Origin of the sequence: Nonomuraea endophytica, from assembly GCF_014203235.1 — a bacterium.
Taxonomy (GTDB): Bacteria; Actinomycetota; Actinomycetes; order Streptosporangiales; family Streptosporangiaceae; genus Nonomuraea; species Nonomuraea endophytica.
In genome coordinates this window covers 103764-119788 of sequence record NZ_JACHIN010000010.1, presented here as the reverse complement: position 1 = coordinate 119788, position 16025 = coordinate 103764, and the positions used below count along the sequence as shown (strand labels likewise).

Sequence of the window (16025 nt, the reverse complement as noted above, 5' to 3'; positions counted from 1 at the left end):
CTCCCTGAGGAGGAAGCACGCACATGGAGCTTTCACACAGGCTCGCCGCCGCGTTGGGGGCCGCGGCGCTCGCGCTGGCCGGATGCGCCGCCGACGGCGGCACGGACGGGCCCATCAAGGTCGGCTCGATCAACGGCGTCACGGGCCAGTTCCAGGCGCCCGAGGTGCCCAAGGCCGTGCAGGCCGTCTTCGACGAGGTCAACGCGGCGGGCGGGATCGGCGGCCGCAAGATCGAGTTCATCAGCAAGGACGACGCCATGAACCCGCAGCGCTCCACCGAGGCGGCCGTGGAGCTGATCGAGTCCGAGGGCGTGGTGGCGCTCGTCGGCTCGTCCAGCGCCGTCGACTGCGGCCTGAACCGGGCCAAGTACGGCAGCGCCGGCATCGTCTCCATCCCGGCCGTCGGCGTCGACCCGGCCTGCTTCACCAGCCCGAACATCGCCCCCGTCAACCCGGGCCCCTACAAGCTGCTCACCGCCGCCCTGTACTTCCTGTCGCAGACCAAGAAGCACGAGAAGGTCTGCGCCTACCTGACGGTCCTGCCGGGCAGCGGCGACGGCATCGAGAACGCCATCAAGGAGTGGTCCACGGTCACCGGCAAGCAGCTGACCGTGAAGGAGACCTCCGTCGGCACCGGCGACCCGACCCCCTACCTGGTCAAGGCCAAGGAGGCGGGCTGCGCGGGCATCGTCTACAACTCCCAGGTCGGTCCCTGGTTCGCCCAGGCCAAGACCCAGGGCATGACCGCCGTCGACTTCGCCATGCTGGCCAACAGCTACACCGACGCCAACGCCCAGGCGATCCCCGAGGGGCTCAACGTCTACTCGGCGACCGAGTGGCAGCCCTACACCGACGAGAGCCTGCCGGGCAACGACCGGTGGGCCAAGATCGTCGGCGCGAAGGGGATCCCGAAGACGGCCTTCAGCCAGGGGGCGGTCATGGCGGCCGACGTCTTCGTCCAGGTGCTCAAGGGCATCCAAGGGCCGATCACCCGCGAGTCGGTGACCAAGGCCTTCAAGGAGATGAAGCCGGTGGACTATCCGATGGTCGGCACGCCGTACGTCTTCGGGCCCGGCGACGCGCACAACCCGGTCGAGGGCGCCAGGTTCGTGAAGGCGGAGAACCGCGCGTGGCGGGTGCTGCCCGAGGGGTTCGTCATCCCCGGCAAGGGCTGAGCAATGCTCAACTCCCTGATCGCCGGGCTGACCAGCGGCGGCGTGTACGCGCTGCTCGGGCTGTGCGTGGTGCTGACCTACCGGCTGGTCGCCGTGGTGAACTTCGCCATGGCGGCCACGGGGGCGGTGGGCGCGTACGTGATGGTCTCGCTGATCGGCGTGGGCGTGCACGGGGCGCTCGCACTGGCGGCGGGGGTGGTGGCGGGGGCCGCGCTGTCGGCGCTCGTCGGCGCGATCCTCGTGCGGTGGTTCGGCGAGCACAGCGAGCGGACCAAGGCGGCGGTGACCGTCGCGCTCTACGTGGCCGTCATGGCGATCGGGCTGCGCGTGTTCGGCAGCGCCACCACGGGCACCCGGCGCTTCCCGGCGCCGCTGGACGGGCCCGCGTTCGTCCTGGGCGACGTCGTGGTGCCGGTGTCCACGCTGGTCTCGCTGGCCTTCGCCGCGCTCATCACCGCCGGGGTGGGGCTGCTTTTCAGCCGGACCCTGCTGGGGCTGCGGCTGCAGGCGCTGTCGGAGCGTCCCACGACCGCGCAGGTGGTCGGCATCGCCGTGCCACGCCTGGCCATGGCGGTGTGGGCGGTCATCGGCGGGCTCAGCACGCTCGTCATCGTCCTGGTCGCGCCCCGGCTGGGCGGCGACTTCGCCACGCTCGGCAACCTCATCACCACCGCGCTGGCCGTGGCCATGGTGGGCGCCTTCCGCAGCCTGCCCATGACGCTGGCCGGCGGGCTGATACTCGGGCTGCTGGAAGGCGTCGCCGTGTCGCTGAGCGGCCTGCAGGCCGACCGCGGCGTGGTGCCCTTCCTGGTGATCCTGGTGCTGCTGTGGTGGCGCAGCAGGAACGAAGTCTGGGACACCGCCCACACCCGCTGAGAAAGGACCCCGATCGTGCCTGTCCCGACCGCCACCCGCGCCGCGGTGCTCCGCGAGCACGGCGAGCCGCTGGTCATCGAGGAGCTCCCGCTGCCCGGGGAGGTGGAGCCCGGCGCGGCCATCGTCAGGATCGGCTGCGCCACCCTGTGCGCCACCGACGTGCACATCTGGTCCGGGGCGATGTCCTGGCCGGGGATGCTGCCCATGGTGCTCGGCCACGAGATGTCCGGGACGGTCGCCGCCGCCGGACCCGGCACCCTGGACGCGCTGGGCCGGCCGGTGCGGGCCGGGGACCGGATCGGCTGGTCGGAGTCGACGTGCGGGCACTGCCACGGCTGCACCGTGCTGCGCACCCCGGTCGCCTGCGCCCAGCGCGGGTACGGGTTCACGCAGCGGGCGGACGCGTGGCCGTACTCCACCTGCGGGCTGGCCGAGTACTCCTACGTCCGGCCGGGCGCGCTGAAGCTCCTGCTGCCCGACGACGTTCCCGACATCTGGGCGGCCGCGGCGGGCTGCGCGGTCAAGACCGTCGTGCACGCGTACGGCAGGGCCGGCGGCATCCGCCCCGGCGCCGCGGTCGTCGTCCAGGGCGCCGGCGCGCTCGGCCTGGTGGCCACGGCCATGGCCGCCGCGTCGGGGGCGGGCACCGTCATCACCGTCGGCGCCCCGGCGGCCCGGCTGGAGCTGGCCCGCGGCTTCGGCGCCGACGTCGTGATCGGCCTGGACGGCACGCCGCCGGAACGCCTCGGCCAGGTTCTGGAGGCCACCGACGGGCGTGGCGCAGAGCTGGTGCTCGACCTCGCGGGCGCGCCCGGCGTGGCCGCGGAGGCGGTGGACATGGCCGCCTGGGGCGGCACGTTCGTGGTCGTCGGCAGCACCGGCCCGCGCCCCGACCCGGTCCCGATGGGCACGGTCATGGGCAAGGAGCTGAACGTCCTCGGCTCGCTCAACGGCGACGTCGGCGACTACCACCGGGCCCTGGAGTTCCTGCGCGGCTTCCGTGCGCGCTTCGACTGGAACGCCATGTTCGGCGCCCCCGCCGGGCTGGGCGCGGCCACCGGCGCGCTCCGGTCGATGTCGAGGCTCGACGAGGTCAAGGCCGTCATCCATCCGTGGCTACCGTGACGAGGAGTCCCATGCACACCGTTCCCCGCCGCACGATCGGCACGCACGGGCCGGAGGTCTCGGTCCTGTCCCTGGGTTCCTGGCACGTCTACGACCGGATGGACTTCGCCGAGGCGGTCGCCATGGTGCGCCACGCCGTCGACCTGGGCGTCAACCTGTTCGACATCGGCGTGTACGGTATGCCGGGGGCGCCGCCGGTCTACACCGACGTGCTGTTCTCGGCCATCGTGCGCGCCGCGGGCGTGGCCAGGGACGACTACCTGCTGTCGGAGAAGCTCTGGCTGGAGCGCTACCCCGAGCAGCCGCTGCGCGCGCAGCTGGAGCACGCGCTGTTCCGGGTCGGCGCCGACCGCGCCGACCTGGTGGTGCTCGGCGACGTCCGGCGCGACGACCTCGATCTCGTACGGCTGGCCGGCGACCTGGCCGAGCTGGAGCGCGACGGGATCATCGGCTGCTGGGGCGTCAACAACTGGTCGGCCAGCACGATCCGGACGATCCGCGAGCACGCCCTGGCCGCCGGCTCCCCCGGGCCCCAGCTCGCGCAGCTCAAGTACAGCCCGTGCCGCCGCTCGATCCCGGACGGCGGGCCGTTCGCGCCGCTGTTCGCCGACGGCCTGTCGCTGCAGGCGTCCGACGTGATGGAGGGCGGCATCCTGGCGGGCAGGACCAACCCAACCCGGCAGATCGGCCGCGACCCCGGCGACATCCGCGAGCAGATCGTCCAGGCGGTCCCCGGTCTGACCGAGGCGGCCGCGAGCGTGGGCGCGACCGCGGCCCAGCTCTGCGTCGCCTTCGCGTTGTCGCACCCCGCGACCGCCACCGTGCTGTTCGGCGCCAGCAGCACCCGGCAGCTCGTGTGCAACGTCGGCGCGCTGGCCGTGCTGGAACGCGTCGGCGCGCAAGGGATCAGGGACCTGGTGGAGCCCTTCTGGGCCGACCGGGACGCGGTCGACCCAGAAGGTCCCTAGCCGCCTAGTGCGTGCCGCAGTACGGCCCGGGCGGCACGCCGGGCGCGTAGAACGACATGCACACCACGTCGCCCGGCACCAGCGCCGGTGTCGGGTAGTAGACGCCCTCCAGGTAGGTGGGCGTGCGCCAGGTGGAGATCGCCCCGCTGCGGGGCACCCCGTTGACCGTGGCCTGCATCGACAGGCTGGCCGGCGGGGGCTTGATGGTGAAGACGAACCGCCCGTTGTCGAGGCCCGCGCACACCGGGGCCTCGGGGACACAGAACGGCCCTGCCGCCTGAGCGGGCGCGGCGGTCAGGACGAAGGCGAGGGACAACGACAAACCCAGAATGATCCGTGCTGCGCTGATGACGCACCCCCTGCGGGTCCGCGGGATGACTTCGGGCGTGCCGCTCCGACCGTAACCCGGCCGGGCGGGCGGGTCCAGCGCCCGGCAGCGAGCCTGCTGGGAAATGCTGCGGCGCCTACCTAGGGTTGTGCGGTGAGCGCGGATCAGGTCCTTGAGGTGGCGACCAAGCTTTTCGCCGAACTGGGTTACGACGAAACGGATGTCGGGCTCATCGCGCGGGCGGCCGGGGTCGAGCCGGCGTTCATCGGCCGGGAGTTCGGCGGCAAGGCGGACTTGTACAAGACCGTCATGCTCAAGGCCGACGAGGCGGAACACGCCGCGATATCGGCGGCGCTCGCGGAGTTCACGGGCACGCCCGAGGCGTTGCACCGCATGGTGGACGCCTATCTCGACTTCTTCGCCGCCAATCCGATGCTGGTGCTGCTGTGGATGCATCGCTGGATGGGCGACGCGGCGGACATCCCGGAACTCGAGGAGGCCTACACCCGGCCGCTGCTGGACGAGATTCTCCGGGCGATCTCGCCTTTGCTGCCGCCCGGGGTCGAGACCCGTTACTTCGTCTGGATGATCGTGTGGTGCGTCTACGGGTTTCTCACCGGCGGCGTTCTGGAGCGGCGGCGCAGCGAGCGCACGGTGAAGCCCGCGGAACTGGCGCGCTTCCGCACCTACCTGCACTGGGTGATCGGCCGGCTGGTCGCCTGAGTGAGGGGGGCCTGGCGGGTGGAGAACCCCCATAGTGTCCACGCCGCAGGCCCCACCACAGCATAGAGTGATCGGACAGCCACCGAGGGTGGTTTCACGCCCTGATTTCACACCCCTGGCACGGGGGGACAGAATTGGCTGAATACCACCATCGGCCAGATGGCGGCGAGGGGTTCGCGATCATAACGTGGGCTCATGAGCGCCTGGTATGCGATGGACGCCGCCGAGACGGCCGAGCGGCTGAACGTTGACCCGTCCCGTGGGCTGAGCGGGGCGGAAGCCGTAGAGCGCAGGGAAGAGCACGGCGCCAACCGGCTGCCCGAGGCGCCGCGCGAGCCGCGCTGGCACGCCTACTTGCGGCAGTTCCAGGACCTGCTGATCGTGACGCTGATCGGCGCGGCGATCGTGAGCTTCGCGGTGACCCGCGAGTGGGAGACGCCGGCGATCATCGTGCTGGTCGTGATCCTGAACGCGACGATCGGGTTCGTGCAGGAGTCCAGGGCCGAGGCGTCGCTGGAGGCGCTGCGCAAGATGCTCCACACCGAGGCCACAGTGCTGCGGGGCGGGGCGGCCATGCGGCTCGACGCCGCCGATCTGGTGCCGGGCGACGTCGTGGACCTGGAGGCGGGCGACCGGGTGCCCGCCGACGGGCGGCTGGTGTCCTCGTCGTCGCTGGAGGTTCAGGAGTCGGCGCTGACCGGCGAGGCGGAACCGTCGGCCAAGTCCGCCGCCGCGGTCGTGGCGCAGGACGCGCCCCTGGCCGAGCGCCACAGCGCAGTGTTCATGAACACGACCGTCACCCGTGGCCGGGCCCGCATGATCGTGACCGCGACCGGCGCCTCGACCGAGATCGGGCAGATCGCCGGGCTGCTCCAGCAGACCAAGCAGGCGCCGACCCCGCTGCAGCGCCAGATCGACACGCTCGGCAAGACCCTGGCGCTGATCGCGCTCGCGGTGATCGCGGTCGTGTTCGTCCTGGGCCTGCTGCGCGGGCAGCCGATCGGTGACCTGTTCACGACCGCGGTCTCGCTGGCGGTGGCCACGGTCCCCGAAGGGCTGCCCGCCGTCGTGGCCTTCACCCTCGCCATGGGTACGGCCCGCCTGGCCCGCCGGGGCGCCATCGTCAAGCGGCTGGCCTCGGTGGAGACCCTGGGCAGCACCTCCCAGATCTGCACCGACAAGACCGGCACGCTGACGCTCAACCAGATGACCGCCCGCGAGGTGTACCTGGCCGACCGCCGCTTCACCGTCTCCGGCCACGGCTACTCGGTGGAGGGCCGCATCCGCAGCACCGACGACGACCCGCCCGACAGCCAGACGCTGCACGTCGCGCTGGTCGCCATGGCGCTGTGCACCGACGCGGTGGTACGCGCCGCCGACGACGTGGTCGGCGACCCCACCGAGCTGGCCATGGTGGTGCTGGCCGAGAAGGGCGGGGTCGACGTCGCCGCCCTGCGGCGCAGGCACCCGCGGATCGCCGAGGTGCCCTTCGACTCCGACGACAAGTTCATGGCCACCTTCCACCGGGAGGACGGCCGGGTGCGCTGCTTCGTCAAGGGCGCGCCCGACGTGCTGGCCGCCCGCGCCGACCGCTATCTGACCGCCGACGGCCGCCGGCCGTTCGACGCGGCGGCCCGCGCGGAATACGCCGCCGCCAACGGCGAGCTGGCCGAGCAGGGGCTGCGCGTGCTGGCCGTCGGCGTGAAGGACTTTCCGGCCCTGCCCGACGACGCCGACCTGAAGTCCTCGCTCGACGGCATCGTGCTGATGGCGCTGGTCGGCATCGTCGACCCGCCCCGGCCGGAGGCGTCGGCCGCCATCGAGCAGTGCCACCGGGCGGGCGTCCAGGTACGGATGATCACCGGCGACCACGCGGTCACCGCCTCGGCCATCGCCCGCGAGCTGGACATCCCCGGCAAGGCGGTGACCGGCGCCGAGCTGGACGAGCTCTCCGACGAGGAGCTGGCCAGGCAGCTTCCGGACATCGGGGTCGTGGCCCGGGTCACTCCGCAGCACAAGATCCGGATCGTGCGCGCGCTGCAGGACAGCGGCGCCGTGGTGGCGATGACCGGTGACGGGGTCAACGACGCCCCGGCCCTGCGGCGGGCCGACATCGGCGTCGCCATGGGCGTCACCGGGACCGAGGTGAGCAAGGAAGCCGCCACGATGATCCTCACCGACGACAACTTCGCGACCGTGGTCGACGCGGTCCGCGAGGGACGCGGCATCTACGCCAACATCGTGAAGTTCACCCGCTTCCAGCTCTCGACCGCGTTCGGGTTCGTGCTCACGTTCCTGGCGGCGTCGATCACCGGGCTGGCGGGCGGCGCGCCGTTCACCGCCGTGCAGATCCTCTTCGTGAACCTCATCATGGACGGCCCGCCCGCGCTCTCGCTCGGCGTCGACCCGGCGGGGCCGGACGTCATGTCGCGCCCGCCGCGCCCGCGGGACGAGCGCATCCTCACCACCGCGCGGCTGCTGCGCATCCTGCTGGCCGGGACGGCGATGGCCGCGGGCACGCTGGCCGTGCTCGCGATGGCTCCCCCGCCGGTCGCCGCGACGATGGCCTTCGTCACCTTCGTCTTCTTCCAGGTCTTCAACCTGGTCAACGTCCGCAACGACCTGCGCAGCGCCTTCCACCGCGACACCTTCTCCAACCGCTCGACGTTCGTGGCGATCGGCGTCGTGCTCGTGCTGCTGGCGGCCATGGTGGAGTGGGACGGGCTGCACGCCTTCTTCTCCGTCACCAACCTCACCGCGGCGCAGTGGCTGACCTGCGCGGCTGTGGGCTCGGTGATCCTGTGGCTGGGCGAGCTGGTCAAGATGATCCTGCGCCGCGCCGGCGCCCGGCCCTAGCGCCTGAGTTCGACGATCACAGCCAGTTCTCGCGGGCGGCGTGCCAGGCCAGCTGCATCCGGGTCTGGGCGCCGGCCCGCTCCATCAGGTGGGTGATGCGGCGCTGGACGGTGCGCTGCGACACCTTCAGCTGCGTGGCGATCGACTTGTCGGGCACGCCGGCCAGCAGCAGCGACAGCAGGTAGAGGTGGTCGGCGTCGAGCGGGCTGCCCGGCGTGGTGAGGCTGACGGGGGTGGCCCGCTCCCACAGGCTCTCGAACAGCGCCTTGAGCGCGTCGAGGAGGCTGCTGGGCCGTACCAGGGCGGCGGTGAGCTGGGTCAGCCCGCCGGTGTGCTGGACCAGCGGGAGCACGCCCAGCTCGCCGTCGGCGATCATCATCCGCACCGGCAGCTCCGGGAACGCCCGCGCCTGCTCGCCGAGCGTGATCCCTTCGGCGAGGTTGACCAGCATGCCGGGTTCTTCGAGCAGCGCCCGCTCGTACAGCACCCGGAAGCCCACCCCGCGCCGCAGCGCGCCCAGCTCCTCGGTGTTCTCCTGCGAGGTCATCGCCACGTGCCCGGCCCGGCACAGGCTCACGACCTCGTGGCGGGCGTTGTCCTGCATCAGCCGCAGCTGCTCGCGCAGCACCGTCCTGCTGCTGATCACCTCGATCAGCTGCGCGGCCTCGCGCCGCCTGGAGTGGGCCAGGTACTCCCCCGTGAGCTGCTCCACGGCCTGCCGGGCCCGGTCCACCTCCTCCTGGCGCCGGTGCAGCCGCGCCGCGAGCGCGACGTCGGGGGCGACCGCGGTGAAGGTGTCGCTTTCTCCGGGTACGGCACGCGCCAGCCCCTTGGCCAGCAACGACCCGAGCGCCCGGCGCGCCGCCTCGTCCGCCACGCCCAGCTCCCCCGCCAGCTCGGCGACCTCGACCTCGGCGGTCCTGACGAGGAGCCGGTAGGCAGCCTCCTCCTCGGCGCCCAGGCCCGCGGCGCTCAGCACGTCGCCGGGGAGATCCGGCCGGTGATCTCCCACGTTCCAGCACGTCGCGCTTTATAGCCATATATCGGCAATATGCGGTTCACCTGGCCATTCTAGGGAGACGCCCGCTCCCGGGGAGGCATCCCGCTAGGTCGAGGTGTGACGCTGGCGGAAGACGCCGTACAGGCCGGCGGCCACGCACAGGCCGACGAGGGCGGCCAGCCGGATCGCGTCCAGGCCGCCCGACACCACCAGCTCACCGGCGGGGTCGATGAGGAAACCGGTGGCCATCGTCCAGGCCAGCGCCCCGGTCGCGGCGGAGGCGAGCAGGTCGGCGGTGAGGCCGGCGTAGAGGGCGGCGATCAGGCCCACGACGGCGAAGCGGATCTCGACCAGGGCGTGCGGGACGAGTAAAGCGGCGAGCGCGCAGGCGGCGATCACCACGAAGAACCCGATGGCGATCAGCAGACCGGTCGGTCGCGAGGAGGGAAGGCGGGGGCTGCGGAGAAACATGGGCCTCTCAGACGGCGACGGAGAAACGGCGTTGATGTTCATCAAAGTACGCCGGAATCACCATGTTGGCATCCGCCCCCTCTTGACATTGGGTCTTGCGCGTTTCCTCATCAGGAGTTAACTATTAGGAAACTTTCCTAAGCATTACACCCCCCAAGGAAGTGATCACGTGCGAAAACTCCTGGCCCCGTTAGCGGCGCTGCTGATGGCGATGGGCGTGCTGGCGGTCGTCCTGCCGTCCGCCGCCAGCGCCGCGGCCTGCGCCACGGCATGGAGCTCCTCAGCCGTTTACAACGGAGGCGCCGTCGTGTCCCACAACGGGCGCAACTGGTCCGCCAAGTGGTGGACCCAGAACGAGAGTCCGGGCAGCGCCGCCGTCTGGGCCGACCAGGGCACCTGCTCCGGCGGCGGCGGTGGCACCCAGTGCAACTACCCGAACTGGGCCGCCGGCACGTTCTACGCGGTGGGCAGCATCGTCCGCTACACCGATGGCAACCACTACATCGCCGTCCACGAGAACCCCGGATACGACCCGGTGATCAGCCACTGGTACTGGGACCCCTACACCTGCAGCGGCGGCCCCGGCCCGACCGACCCGCCGGACCCGTCAGGGTTCGTGGTGAGCCAGGCGCAGTTCAACCAGATGTTCCCGAGCCGGAACTCCTTCTACACCTACAGCGGCCTGACCGCCGCGCTCAGCGCCTACCCCGCCTTCGCCAAGACGGGCAGCGACACCATCAAGAAGCAGGAGGCCGCGGCCTTCCTGGCCAACGTCAACCACGAGACCGGCGGCCTCGTCCACATCGTGGAGCAGAACACCGCCAACTACCCGCACTACTGCGACAGGAACCAGCCGTACGGCTGCCCCGCCGGTCAGGCCGCCTACTACGGCCGCGGCCCCATCCAGCTGAGCTGGAACTTCAACTACAAGGCGGCCGGTGACGCGCTGGGCCTGCCGCTGCTGACCAACCCGTGGCTGGTCCAGCAGGACGCGTCCGTGGCCTGGAAGACCGCGATCTGGTACTGGATGACCCAGAACGGCCCCGGCACCATGACCCCGCACAACGCGATGGTCAACAGCCGCGGCTTCGGCGAGACCATCCGCAGCATCAACGGCAGCCTGGAGTGCAACGGCGGCAACCCCGGCCAGGTGCAGAGCCGGATCAACGCCTACCAGCGCTTCACCCAGATCCTCGGCGTCGCCCCCGGCGGCAACCTGTCCTGCTGAGGGTTCCCTCACCCCGCCTCCGCGCCGTCCGTTCCCCCCGGCGGGACGGCGCGGAGGCTATGGCCCGGGTGAGGGTCCCGGCCTCTACTGCTCGTACGGCGCCGGCGGCTGCAGCGACGCGCACCCGGCGAAGACCCGCTTCTCCGCTGCCGAGCCCGGCTTGACCTGCTTGAACCCGGCCGGCTTGGCCTCCTTGCCGAGCGGCTGCCAGACCCCGCCCTTCTGCAGGCACGTCGCCCAGGCCGCGAACTTGGCCTCCTCCTCGGGCGAGGCGGGCTCACTGCCGCCGAGGATGACCGAGTCCCACTCCTTGCACGCCTTCATGGCGGCGTCGAGCTTGGCCTGGGTGACCTTGGAGACCGCGCTGGTGTCGAGGTCCTGGCCCTTGACCGGGTCGGGGACGTCGATGCCGTTGTCCCGCATGCACGCCGCGAACTTCAGCGCGGTCTCGTGCCAGCTCGGCTTGGCGGACACGCTCGCCGCGGGGTCCGGGCTCGCCGCGCTGGCGAAGCTCTGCGCTCCGCAGGCCGCGCTCAGGGCCAGCGCGGGCAGGGCGGCCATGACGGCCAGACGTCGCCTGCTGATGATCACAAGTTCCTCCAATGAGTGGCTGCTGACTGCCCCTGAGACTCTGGCCCGTCCCTGTGCACAACCCGTCCGCACGATGTCATGAACGTGTAATAGCTCTTCAGACCGGACAAAGCGCACGTCAGCGCCGTCGATACTGGGACGCATGGCTCGCGTGTTGCTGATCGAGGACGACCCGGCCGTCAGGGACGGTCTGACGCTCGCCCTGAAGGGCCGCGACCACGAGGTCGAGGCGGCGGCCTCCGGCGAGGAGGGCCTCGACCGGCTGGCCGAGTTCGCCGCGGACGTGGTCGTGCTCGACCTGATGCTGCCGGGCATCGACGGCTTCGAGGTCTGCCGGAGGATCCGCGCGAGCGCCGCCACCTCGATCGTGATGCTGAGCGCGCGGGGCGACGACTTCGACGTGGTCGGCGGGCTGGAGGCGGGGGCCGACGACTACGTGGTCAAGCCGGTGCGCCCGCAGGTGCTGGAGGCCCGGATCAGGGCGGTGCTGCGCCGTACCGAGAGTGTGCAGTCGCCGGTCGAGACCTACGGCGCGCTCCGCGTGGACCGCGCCTCCCTCACCGTGAGCAGGGACGGGCGGAAGGTCGCGCTGCCGCCGATGGAGCTGCGGCTGCTGTTGCACCTGTCGGCCACGCCCGGCCGGGTGTTCAACAGGCAGCAGCTGCTGGAGTCGGTGTGGGAGCACGACTACCTGGGCGACTCCCGGCTGGTGGACGCGTGCGTGCAGCGGCTGCGCGCCAAGATCGAGGACGTGCCGGCCGAGCCCCGGTACGTGCAGACCGTCCGCGGGTTCGGTTACCGGTTCGGGCCGGTATGACCTGGCTGCGGGGCCTGCGGGCCCGGCTGGTGATCACGTTCGTGCTGGTCGGCGGGGTGTGCGCGGTGGCCGCGGCCGGGCTGACCTATCTCCAGGCGCGCAAGGACCTGGTGGCCGGGGTGCAGGACCGGCTGCTCGACGACTTCAGGAACCGGGTGCTGCTGCTGTCGCGCGACGTCGCGCTGCCCGCCGACGACAGCGAGCTGGCCCTGCTCGCCGAGGACCTCGAGGTGGGCGACCGCCAGGTGTACGTGGTCAGGGACGCCGCCGTCCCCAGCGACGCCCGCATCACCGCCGGGCTGCGGCAGGCCGTGGCGAGCCGGCCCGAACTGGCCTGGCAGCGGGTCAGCCGGGACGGCGTGCCGTACCTGGTGGGCGGGAGCAGGGTCATGCTGCGCGCGGGCGGCACGCCGTCCGGGATCACCGTCTAGCTCGTGGAGTCGCTCGCGCAGGCCGCGGCCGACGAGGCCGCCGTGCTGCGCGCGGCGCAGACGGCCGCGGCGCCGGTCGTGCTGGTGGCGGTGCTGGCCGGGCTGCTGGCCGCGCGCGGGGTGCTGCGCCCGGTCGCCGACCTGGACCGGGCCGCGCGCCGCCTGGGCGAGGGGCGGCTGGAGACGCGGCTGCCGGTACGCGGCGGCGACGAGCTGGCCCGGCTGGCCGGGCGGTTCAACGAGACCGCCGCCGCGCTCGAACGTTCGGTCGGCGAGCTGCGCGAGATGGAGGCCAGGTCGCGCCGGTTCGTCGCCGACGTCTCGCACGAACTGCGCACCCCGCTGGCCGCCGCGACCGCCGTCACCGACGTGCTCGAAGCCGGGGCCGACCGGCTGGACGCCGACGCGGGCACCGCCGCCCGCATGGTCAGCGCCGAGGTCGCCAGGCTCACCCGGCTCGTGGACGACCTGATGGAGATCTCCCGGTTCGACGCGGGCGCGGCGGTGCTCAACCTCAACGAGATGGACGTGGGCACGGCGGTCGCCGCCTGCCTGCGCACCCGCGGCTGGACCGGCGCGGTCACCGCCGACCTGCCGGAGGGCATCCACCTCCCGCTGGACCCGCGCCGCCTGGACGTCATCGTCGCCAACCTCGTCGGCAACGCGCTGCGCCACGGCGCGCCGCCGGTCACGCTCACACTGCGCGCCGGCGAACGGGAGCTCACGCTCGCGGTCGCCGACCACGGCCCCGGCCTGCCCGCCGACGTCCTGCCGCACGTCTTCGAACGCTTCTACAAGGCCGACGCCGCCCGTGCCCGCTCCGAGGGCAGCGGCCTGGGCCTGGCCATCGCCCGCGAGAACGCCCTGCTGCACGGCGGCGACCTCACCGTCGCCCCCGGCCCCGGCGCTGTCTTCACCCTCACACTGCCCAGGACCCGCCCGTGACCGGCCGCTCCCTGCTCCTGCTGCTCCTGCTCGCCGCCACGGCCTGCGGGACCGGGCCCACCGGCGTGGTCGGCGCCGGTGAACCGGCCCGCGGGTTCACCCAGGGCACCCGGCTGTACTTCGTGCAGAGCGGCGGCCTGGCCTCCGTCGGCCGGCCCGAGGGCCCGCTGGACGCCGCCGCCGCGGTCGAACTGCTGACCGGCGGCCCCACCGCCAAGGAACGCGAGCGCGACTTCGACACGGTCCTGCCCAGGAACCTGGCCGTCCGGGTGAGCGACGACGGCTTCGCGCTGGAGAAGGGCTCGTCGATGCTGGTCGGCGGCAAGTGGCTGCCGCCGGTCGAGCGGCTGTCGCGCCTGGCCACCGGCCAGCTCGTCTGCACGATCGCCGCCGCCACGGCCGCCGGGCGCGGCGTGGACGTGGACGAGGTGCGGGTGGCCGTACCGGAGAAGGGCGCGGTGCGCTGCGAGGACTACCGCTGAGACCAGCGGTGCTGGACAAAGGCCCGCGTTCATGGTCATCGTTGGCGGCATGCGACAGGAAGAGATCTGGGACGAGGACGCCGCGCGCGGCTATGACACGCCGGGCACCGGCATGTTCGCGCCCGAGGTCCTGAAGCCGGCCGTGGACCGGCTGGCGGAGCTGGCGGGCGGCGGGCGGGCGCTGGAGTTCGCGATCGGGACGGGCCGCGTCGCCCTGCCGCTGGCCGAGCGGGGGGTGGCGGTCACCGGCATCGAGCTGTCGAGGCCGATGATCGAGCAGTTGCGGACGAAGGCGGACGAGGCGGCGATCCCGGTGATCGCCGGTGACATGTCGGCCGCGACGGCGCCCGGGGAGTTCTCGCTCGTCTACCTCGTCTACAACACGATCTCCAACCTGCTCACCCAGGCCGGGCAGGTGGCGTGCTTCCGCAACGCCGCCCGCCACCTCGCGCCCGGCGGCCGGTTCGTGATCGAGCTGTGGGTGCCCGAGCTGCGCACGCTGCCACCGGGCAAGCAGGCCACCGTCTGGCACCACGAGCCCGGCTACATCGGCCTGGACACCTACGACGTGCTGGGGCAGCAGATCGTCTCCCACCACTTCAGGTTCGGCGAGGACGGGCAGGGCCGGGTCTTCCGCAGCCCGCACCGCTACATCTGGCCGAGCGAGCTCGACCTGATGGGGCAGCTCGCCGGGTTCGAGCTGGAGAGCAGGCACGCCGACTGGTCGGGGGCCGAGTTCACCGCCGAGTCGCGTTCGCACGTTTCGGTGTACCGCCTCCCGCCGCAGGCGTGAGCCGCGCCCGCCCGGCGGGCGGGCGCGGCCCCGGAGCCTAAGGCCGCCGTGCCACCAGGAGCAGCCTCGGGCTGCCCAGCCGGTACGGCGTGCCGTCAGGTCCGCCATACAACTCGGCGCCGGTGAACCCGGCCTCGGTGACCAGCCGGACGACCTCGGCCGTGGTGTACACGTGCTGCACCGAGGTCCCGCGGTGCTCCTGCTCGCCCCTGCGGAAGGTGAACGAGGTGAGCCAGCGGCTGCGGGCCACGTCGTACTCGTTGACCGAGACCGCCTCGACGCCGCCGAACGTCATCGGCTCCTCCTCCAGGCTCAGGCCGGGAAGCAGCGACTCGGCCACGAACCCGTAGTCCAGGACGAGCGCGCCACCGGGCACGACGAGCGCGGCCAGCCCGGACAGGAACTCCCGCGTGGCGTCGTGATCCAGGTAGCCGAAGGCGTTGCCCATGCAGATGGCCGCCTCGGCCACGACGTCGGCGGGCAGCGCCCGCATGTCGCCCCGGCGCAGGTCGAGGTCGAGCCCTTCGGCCCCGGCGGCGACGCGGGCGTACGCAACGGCCTCGGCCGAGACGTCGAGCCCGGTGACCAGGCAGCCGCGCCTGGCCAGTTCGAGCGCGTGCCGCCCGCTGCCGCAGGCCACGTCCAGCACCCGGGAGCCGGGCCGCAGCCCGGCCGCGCGGACGACGAAGCCGACCTCGTCGCCGGTCAGTTCCTCGGGTACGGCCGCGCGCCAGAAGGCGTTGGGCAGCTCGGTGAAGAAGTCTGCGTACCACGCGGACAACGAATCGTGTGACATTTCAGAATGCTCCAGATCAGGCGTATACGAGAACGTCTGGGTGACCCGGGGGCATGGCGAGGACACCTGTCCGTCCGCCCCGGGGTGTCCGGGGGGCGACCATGGCATCGCCTTCTCGTGATCGGCCGGGGTCTGGCCCCGGCGGGAGCATCTTCCATTCCAGGCTACAGGGCGCGGCCGTACGCTGGACAGGTGGAGACCGGTCGCTGTTACGGGTGCAAGCGGGAGTTCACCTTCGATCCGGCGGAGGTCGAGACCTTCCTGGTCGATCCGGAGACCGGCCTGCCGCCGGGCCTCACCGTCCTGGCCTCCCTGCGCCCGGCCACCCCGGAGGCCGTCGCCCGCTCGGTGGACCTGCCCGTCTGCCCCGACTGCATAGAGCGGGCGAAGCGGTTCCAGTTCTAGTGGCTCCCCCGTGAG

At 72.1% G+C, this 16025-nt stretch carries 18 protein-coding genes; 13 read left to right on the top strand and 5 right to left on the bottom strand.

What is annotated here, in order from left to right; translation table 11 throughout:
* Positions 1–23 precede the first annotated feature (23 nt).
* The 4 genes from HNR40_RS33080 to HNR40_RS33065 are packed head-to-tail and all read left to right on the top strand — an operon-like array spanning position 24 to position 4144.
* Positions 24–1175 (top strand): ABC transporter substrate-binding protein, encoded by a 1152-nt coding sequence (locus HNR40_RS33080; protein ID WP_184968366.1) that lies wholly within the window; start codon positions 24–26, stop codon positions 1173–1175.
* Positions 1176–1178: 3 nt separating this feature from the next.
* Positions 1179–2051 carry a branched-chain amino acid ABC transporter permease gene (locus tag HNR40_RS33075; protein WP_184968364.1) on the top strand — a complete coding sequence of 291 codons (873 nt, stop codon included), beginning with the start codon at positions 1179–1181 and terminating at the stop codon, positions 2049–2051.
* A 15-nt stretch (positions 2052–2066) separates the two neighbouring features.
* Entirely contained in the window at positions 2067–3176 is a 1110-nt protein-coding gene (locus tag HNR40_RS33070) for a zinc-binding dehydrogenase (protein WP_184968361.1), read from the top strand.
* Between the two features lie 11 nt (positions 3177–3187).
* The gene (locus tag HNR40_RS33065) at positions 3188–4144 is read left to right on the top strand and encodes an aldo/keto reductase (RefSeq protein WP_184968359.1); all 957 of its coding nucleotides are present in this window, start codon (positions 3188–3190) and stop codon (positions 4142–4144) included.
* Positions 4145–4148: 4 nt separating this feature from the next.
* Here HNR40_RS33065 and HNR40_RS33060 read toward each other — a convergent pair whose 3' ends face one another.
* Positions 4149–4466 (bottom strand): hypothetical protein, encoded by a 318-nt coding sequence (locus HNR40_RS33060; protein WP_184968357.1) that lies wholly within the window; start codon positions 4464–4466, stop codon positions 4149–4151.
* 159 nt (positions 4467–4625) lie between these two features.
* Here HNR40_RS33060 and HNR40_RS33055 point away from each other — a divergent pair, with 159 nt between their 5' ends.
* Together HNR40_RS33055 and HNR40_RS33050 are read left to right on the top strand one after the other, a co-directional pair.
* A complete protein-coding gene (locus tag HNR40_RS33055; protein ID WP_184968356.1) occupies positions 4626–5195 on the top strand; it encodes a TetR/AcrR family transcriptional regulator in 570 nt (189 codons plus the stop codon).
* Between the two features lie 195 nt (positions 5196–5390).
* Positions 5391–8051: a calcium-translocating P-type ATPase, PMCA-type gene (locus HNR40_RS33050; protein WP_184968354.1), complete on the top strand. Its 2661-nt coding sequence runs from the start codon at positions 5391–5393 to the stop codon at positions 8049–8051.
* Positions 8052–8067: 16 nt separating this feature from the next.
* Here the strand turns inward: HNR40_RS33050 and HNR40_RS33045 are convergent, their stop codons facing one another.
* Together HNR40_RS33045 and HNR40_RS33040 are read right to left on the bottom strand one after the other, a co-directional pair.
* Positions 8068–9063, bottom strand: coding sequence for a helix-turn-helix domain-containing protein (locus HNR40_RS33045; protein WP_221341157.1), 996 nt, complete (start codon positions 9061–9063; stop codon positions 8068–8070).
* Between the two features lie 93 nt (positions 9064–9156).
* Entirely contained in the window at positions 9157–9522 is a 366-nt protein-coding gene (locus HNR40_RS33040) for a hypothetical protein (protein WP_184968352.1), read from the bottom strand.
* A 169-nt stretch (positions 9523–9691) separates the two neighbouring features.
* Here HNR40_RS33040 and HNR40_RS33035 point away from each other — a divergent pair, with 169 nt between their 5' ends.
* Positions 9692–10750, top strand: coding sequence for a glycoside hydrolase family 19 protein (locus tag HNR40_RS33035; RefSeq protein ID WP_312896614.1), 1059 nt, complete (start codon positions 9692–9694; stop codon positions 10748–10750).
* Between the two features lie 84 nt (positions 10751–10834).
* Here HNR40_RS33035 and HNR40_RS33030 read toward each other — a convergent pair whose 3' ends face one another.
* A complete protein-coding gene (locus HNR40_RS33030; RefSeq protein WP_184968350.1) occupies positions 10835–11341 on the bottom strand; it encodes a hypothetical protein in 507 nt (168 codons plus the stop codon).
* A 142-nt stretch (positions 11342–11483) separates the two neighbouring features.
* On the opposite strand from HNR40_RS33030, the gene HNR40_RS33025 reads away from it, so the two are divergent.
* Genes HNR40_RS33025 through HNR40_RS33010 form a run of 5 tightly spaced genes read left to right on the top strand, consistent with a single transcriptional unit; the run spans position 11484 to position 14809 of the window.
* Positions 11484–12158 carry a response regulator gene (locus HNR40_RS33025; protein WP_184968348.1) on the top strand — a complete coding sequence of 225 codons (675 nt, stop codon included), beginning with the start codon at positions 11484–11486 and terminating at the stop codon, positions 12156–12158.
* The gene (locus HNR40_RS55205; RefSeq protein WP_246509728.1) at positions 12155–12589 is read left to right on the top strand and encodes a hypothetical protein; all 435 of its coding nucleotides are present in this window, start codon (positions 12155–12157) and stop codon (positions 12587–12589) included. The genes HNR40_RS33025 and HNR40_RS55205 overlap by 4 nt, the downstream gene beginning before the upstream one ends.
* Before the next feature lie 3 nt (positions 12590–12592).
* Positions 12593–13534 carry an ATP-binding protein gene (locus tag HNR40_RS55200; RefSeq protein WP_312896613.1) on the top strand — a complete coding sequence of 314 codons (942 nt, stop codon included), beginning with the start codon at positions 12593–12595 and terminating at the stop codon, positions 13532–13534.
* A complete protein-coding gene (locus tag HNR40_RS33015) occupies positions 13531–14016 on the top strand; it encodes a hypothetical protein (protein WP_184968346.1) in 486 nt (161 codons plus the stop codon). The genes HNR40_RS55200 and HNR40_RS33015 overlap by 4 nt, the downstream gene beginning before the upstream one ends.
* A 49-nt stretch (positions 14017–14065) precedes the next feature.
* Positions 14066–14809 carry a class I SAM-dependent methyltransferase gene (locus HNR40_RS33010; protein WP_184968344.1) on the top strand — a complete coding sequence of 248 codons (744 nt, stop codon included), beginning with the start codon at positions 14066–14068 and terminating at the stop codon, positions 14807–14809.
* A 37-nt stretch (positions 14810–14846) separates the two neighbouring features.
* Here HNR40_RS33010 and HNR40_RS33005 read toward each other — a convergent pair whose 3' ends face one another.
* Entirely contained in the window at positions 14847–15605 is a 759-nt protein-coding gene (locus HNR40_RS33005; protein WP_184968342.1) for an SAM-dependent methyltransferase, read from the bottom strand.
* 192 nt (positions 15606–15797) lie between these two features.
* Here HNR40_RS33005 and HNR40_RS33000 point away from each other — a divergent pair, with 192 nt between their 5' ends.
* Entirely contained in the window at positions 15798–16010 is a 213-nt protein-coding gene (locus HNR40_RS33000; RefSeq protein WP_184968340.1) for a hypothetical protein, read from the top strand.
* Positions 16011–16025 lie beyond the last annotated feature (15 nt).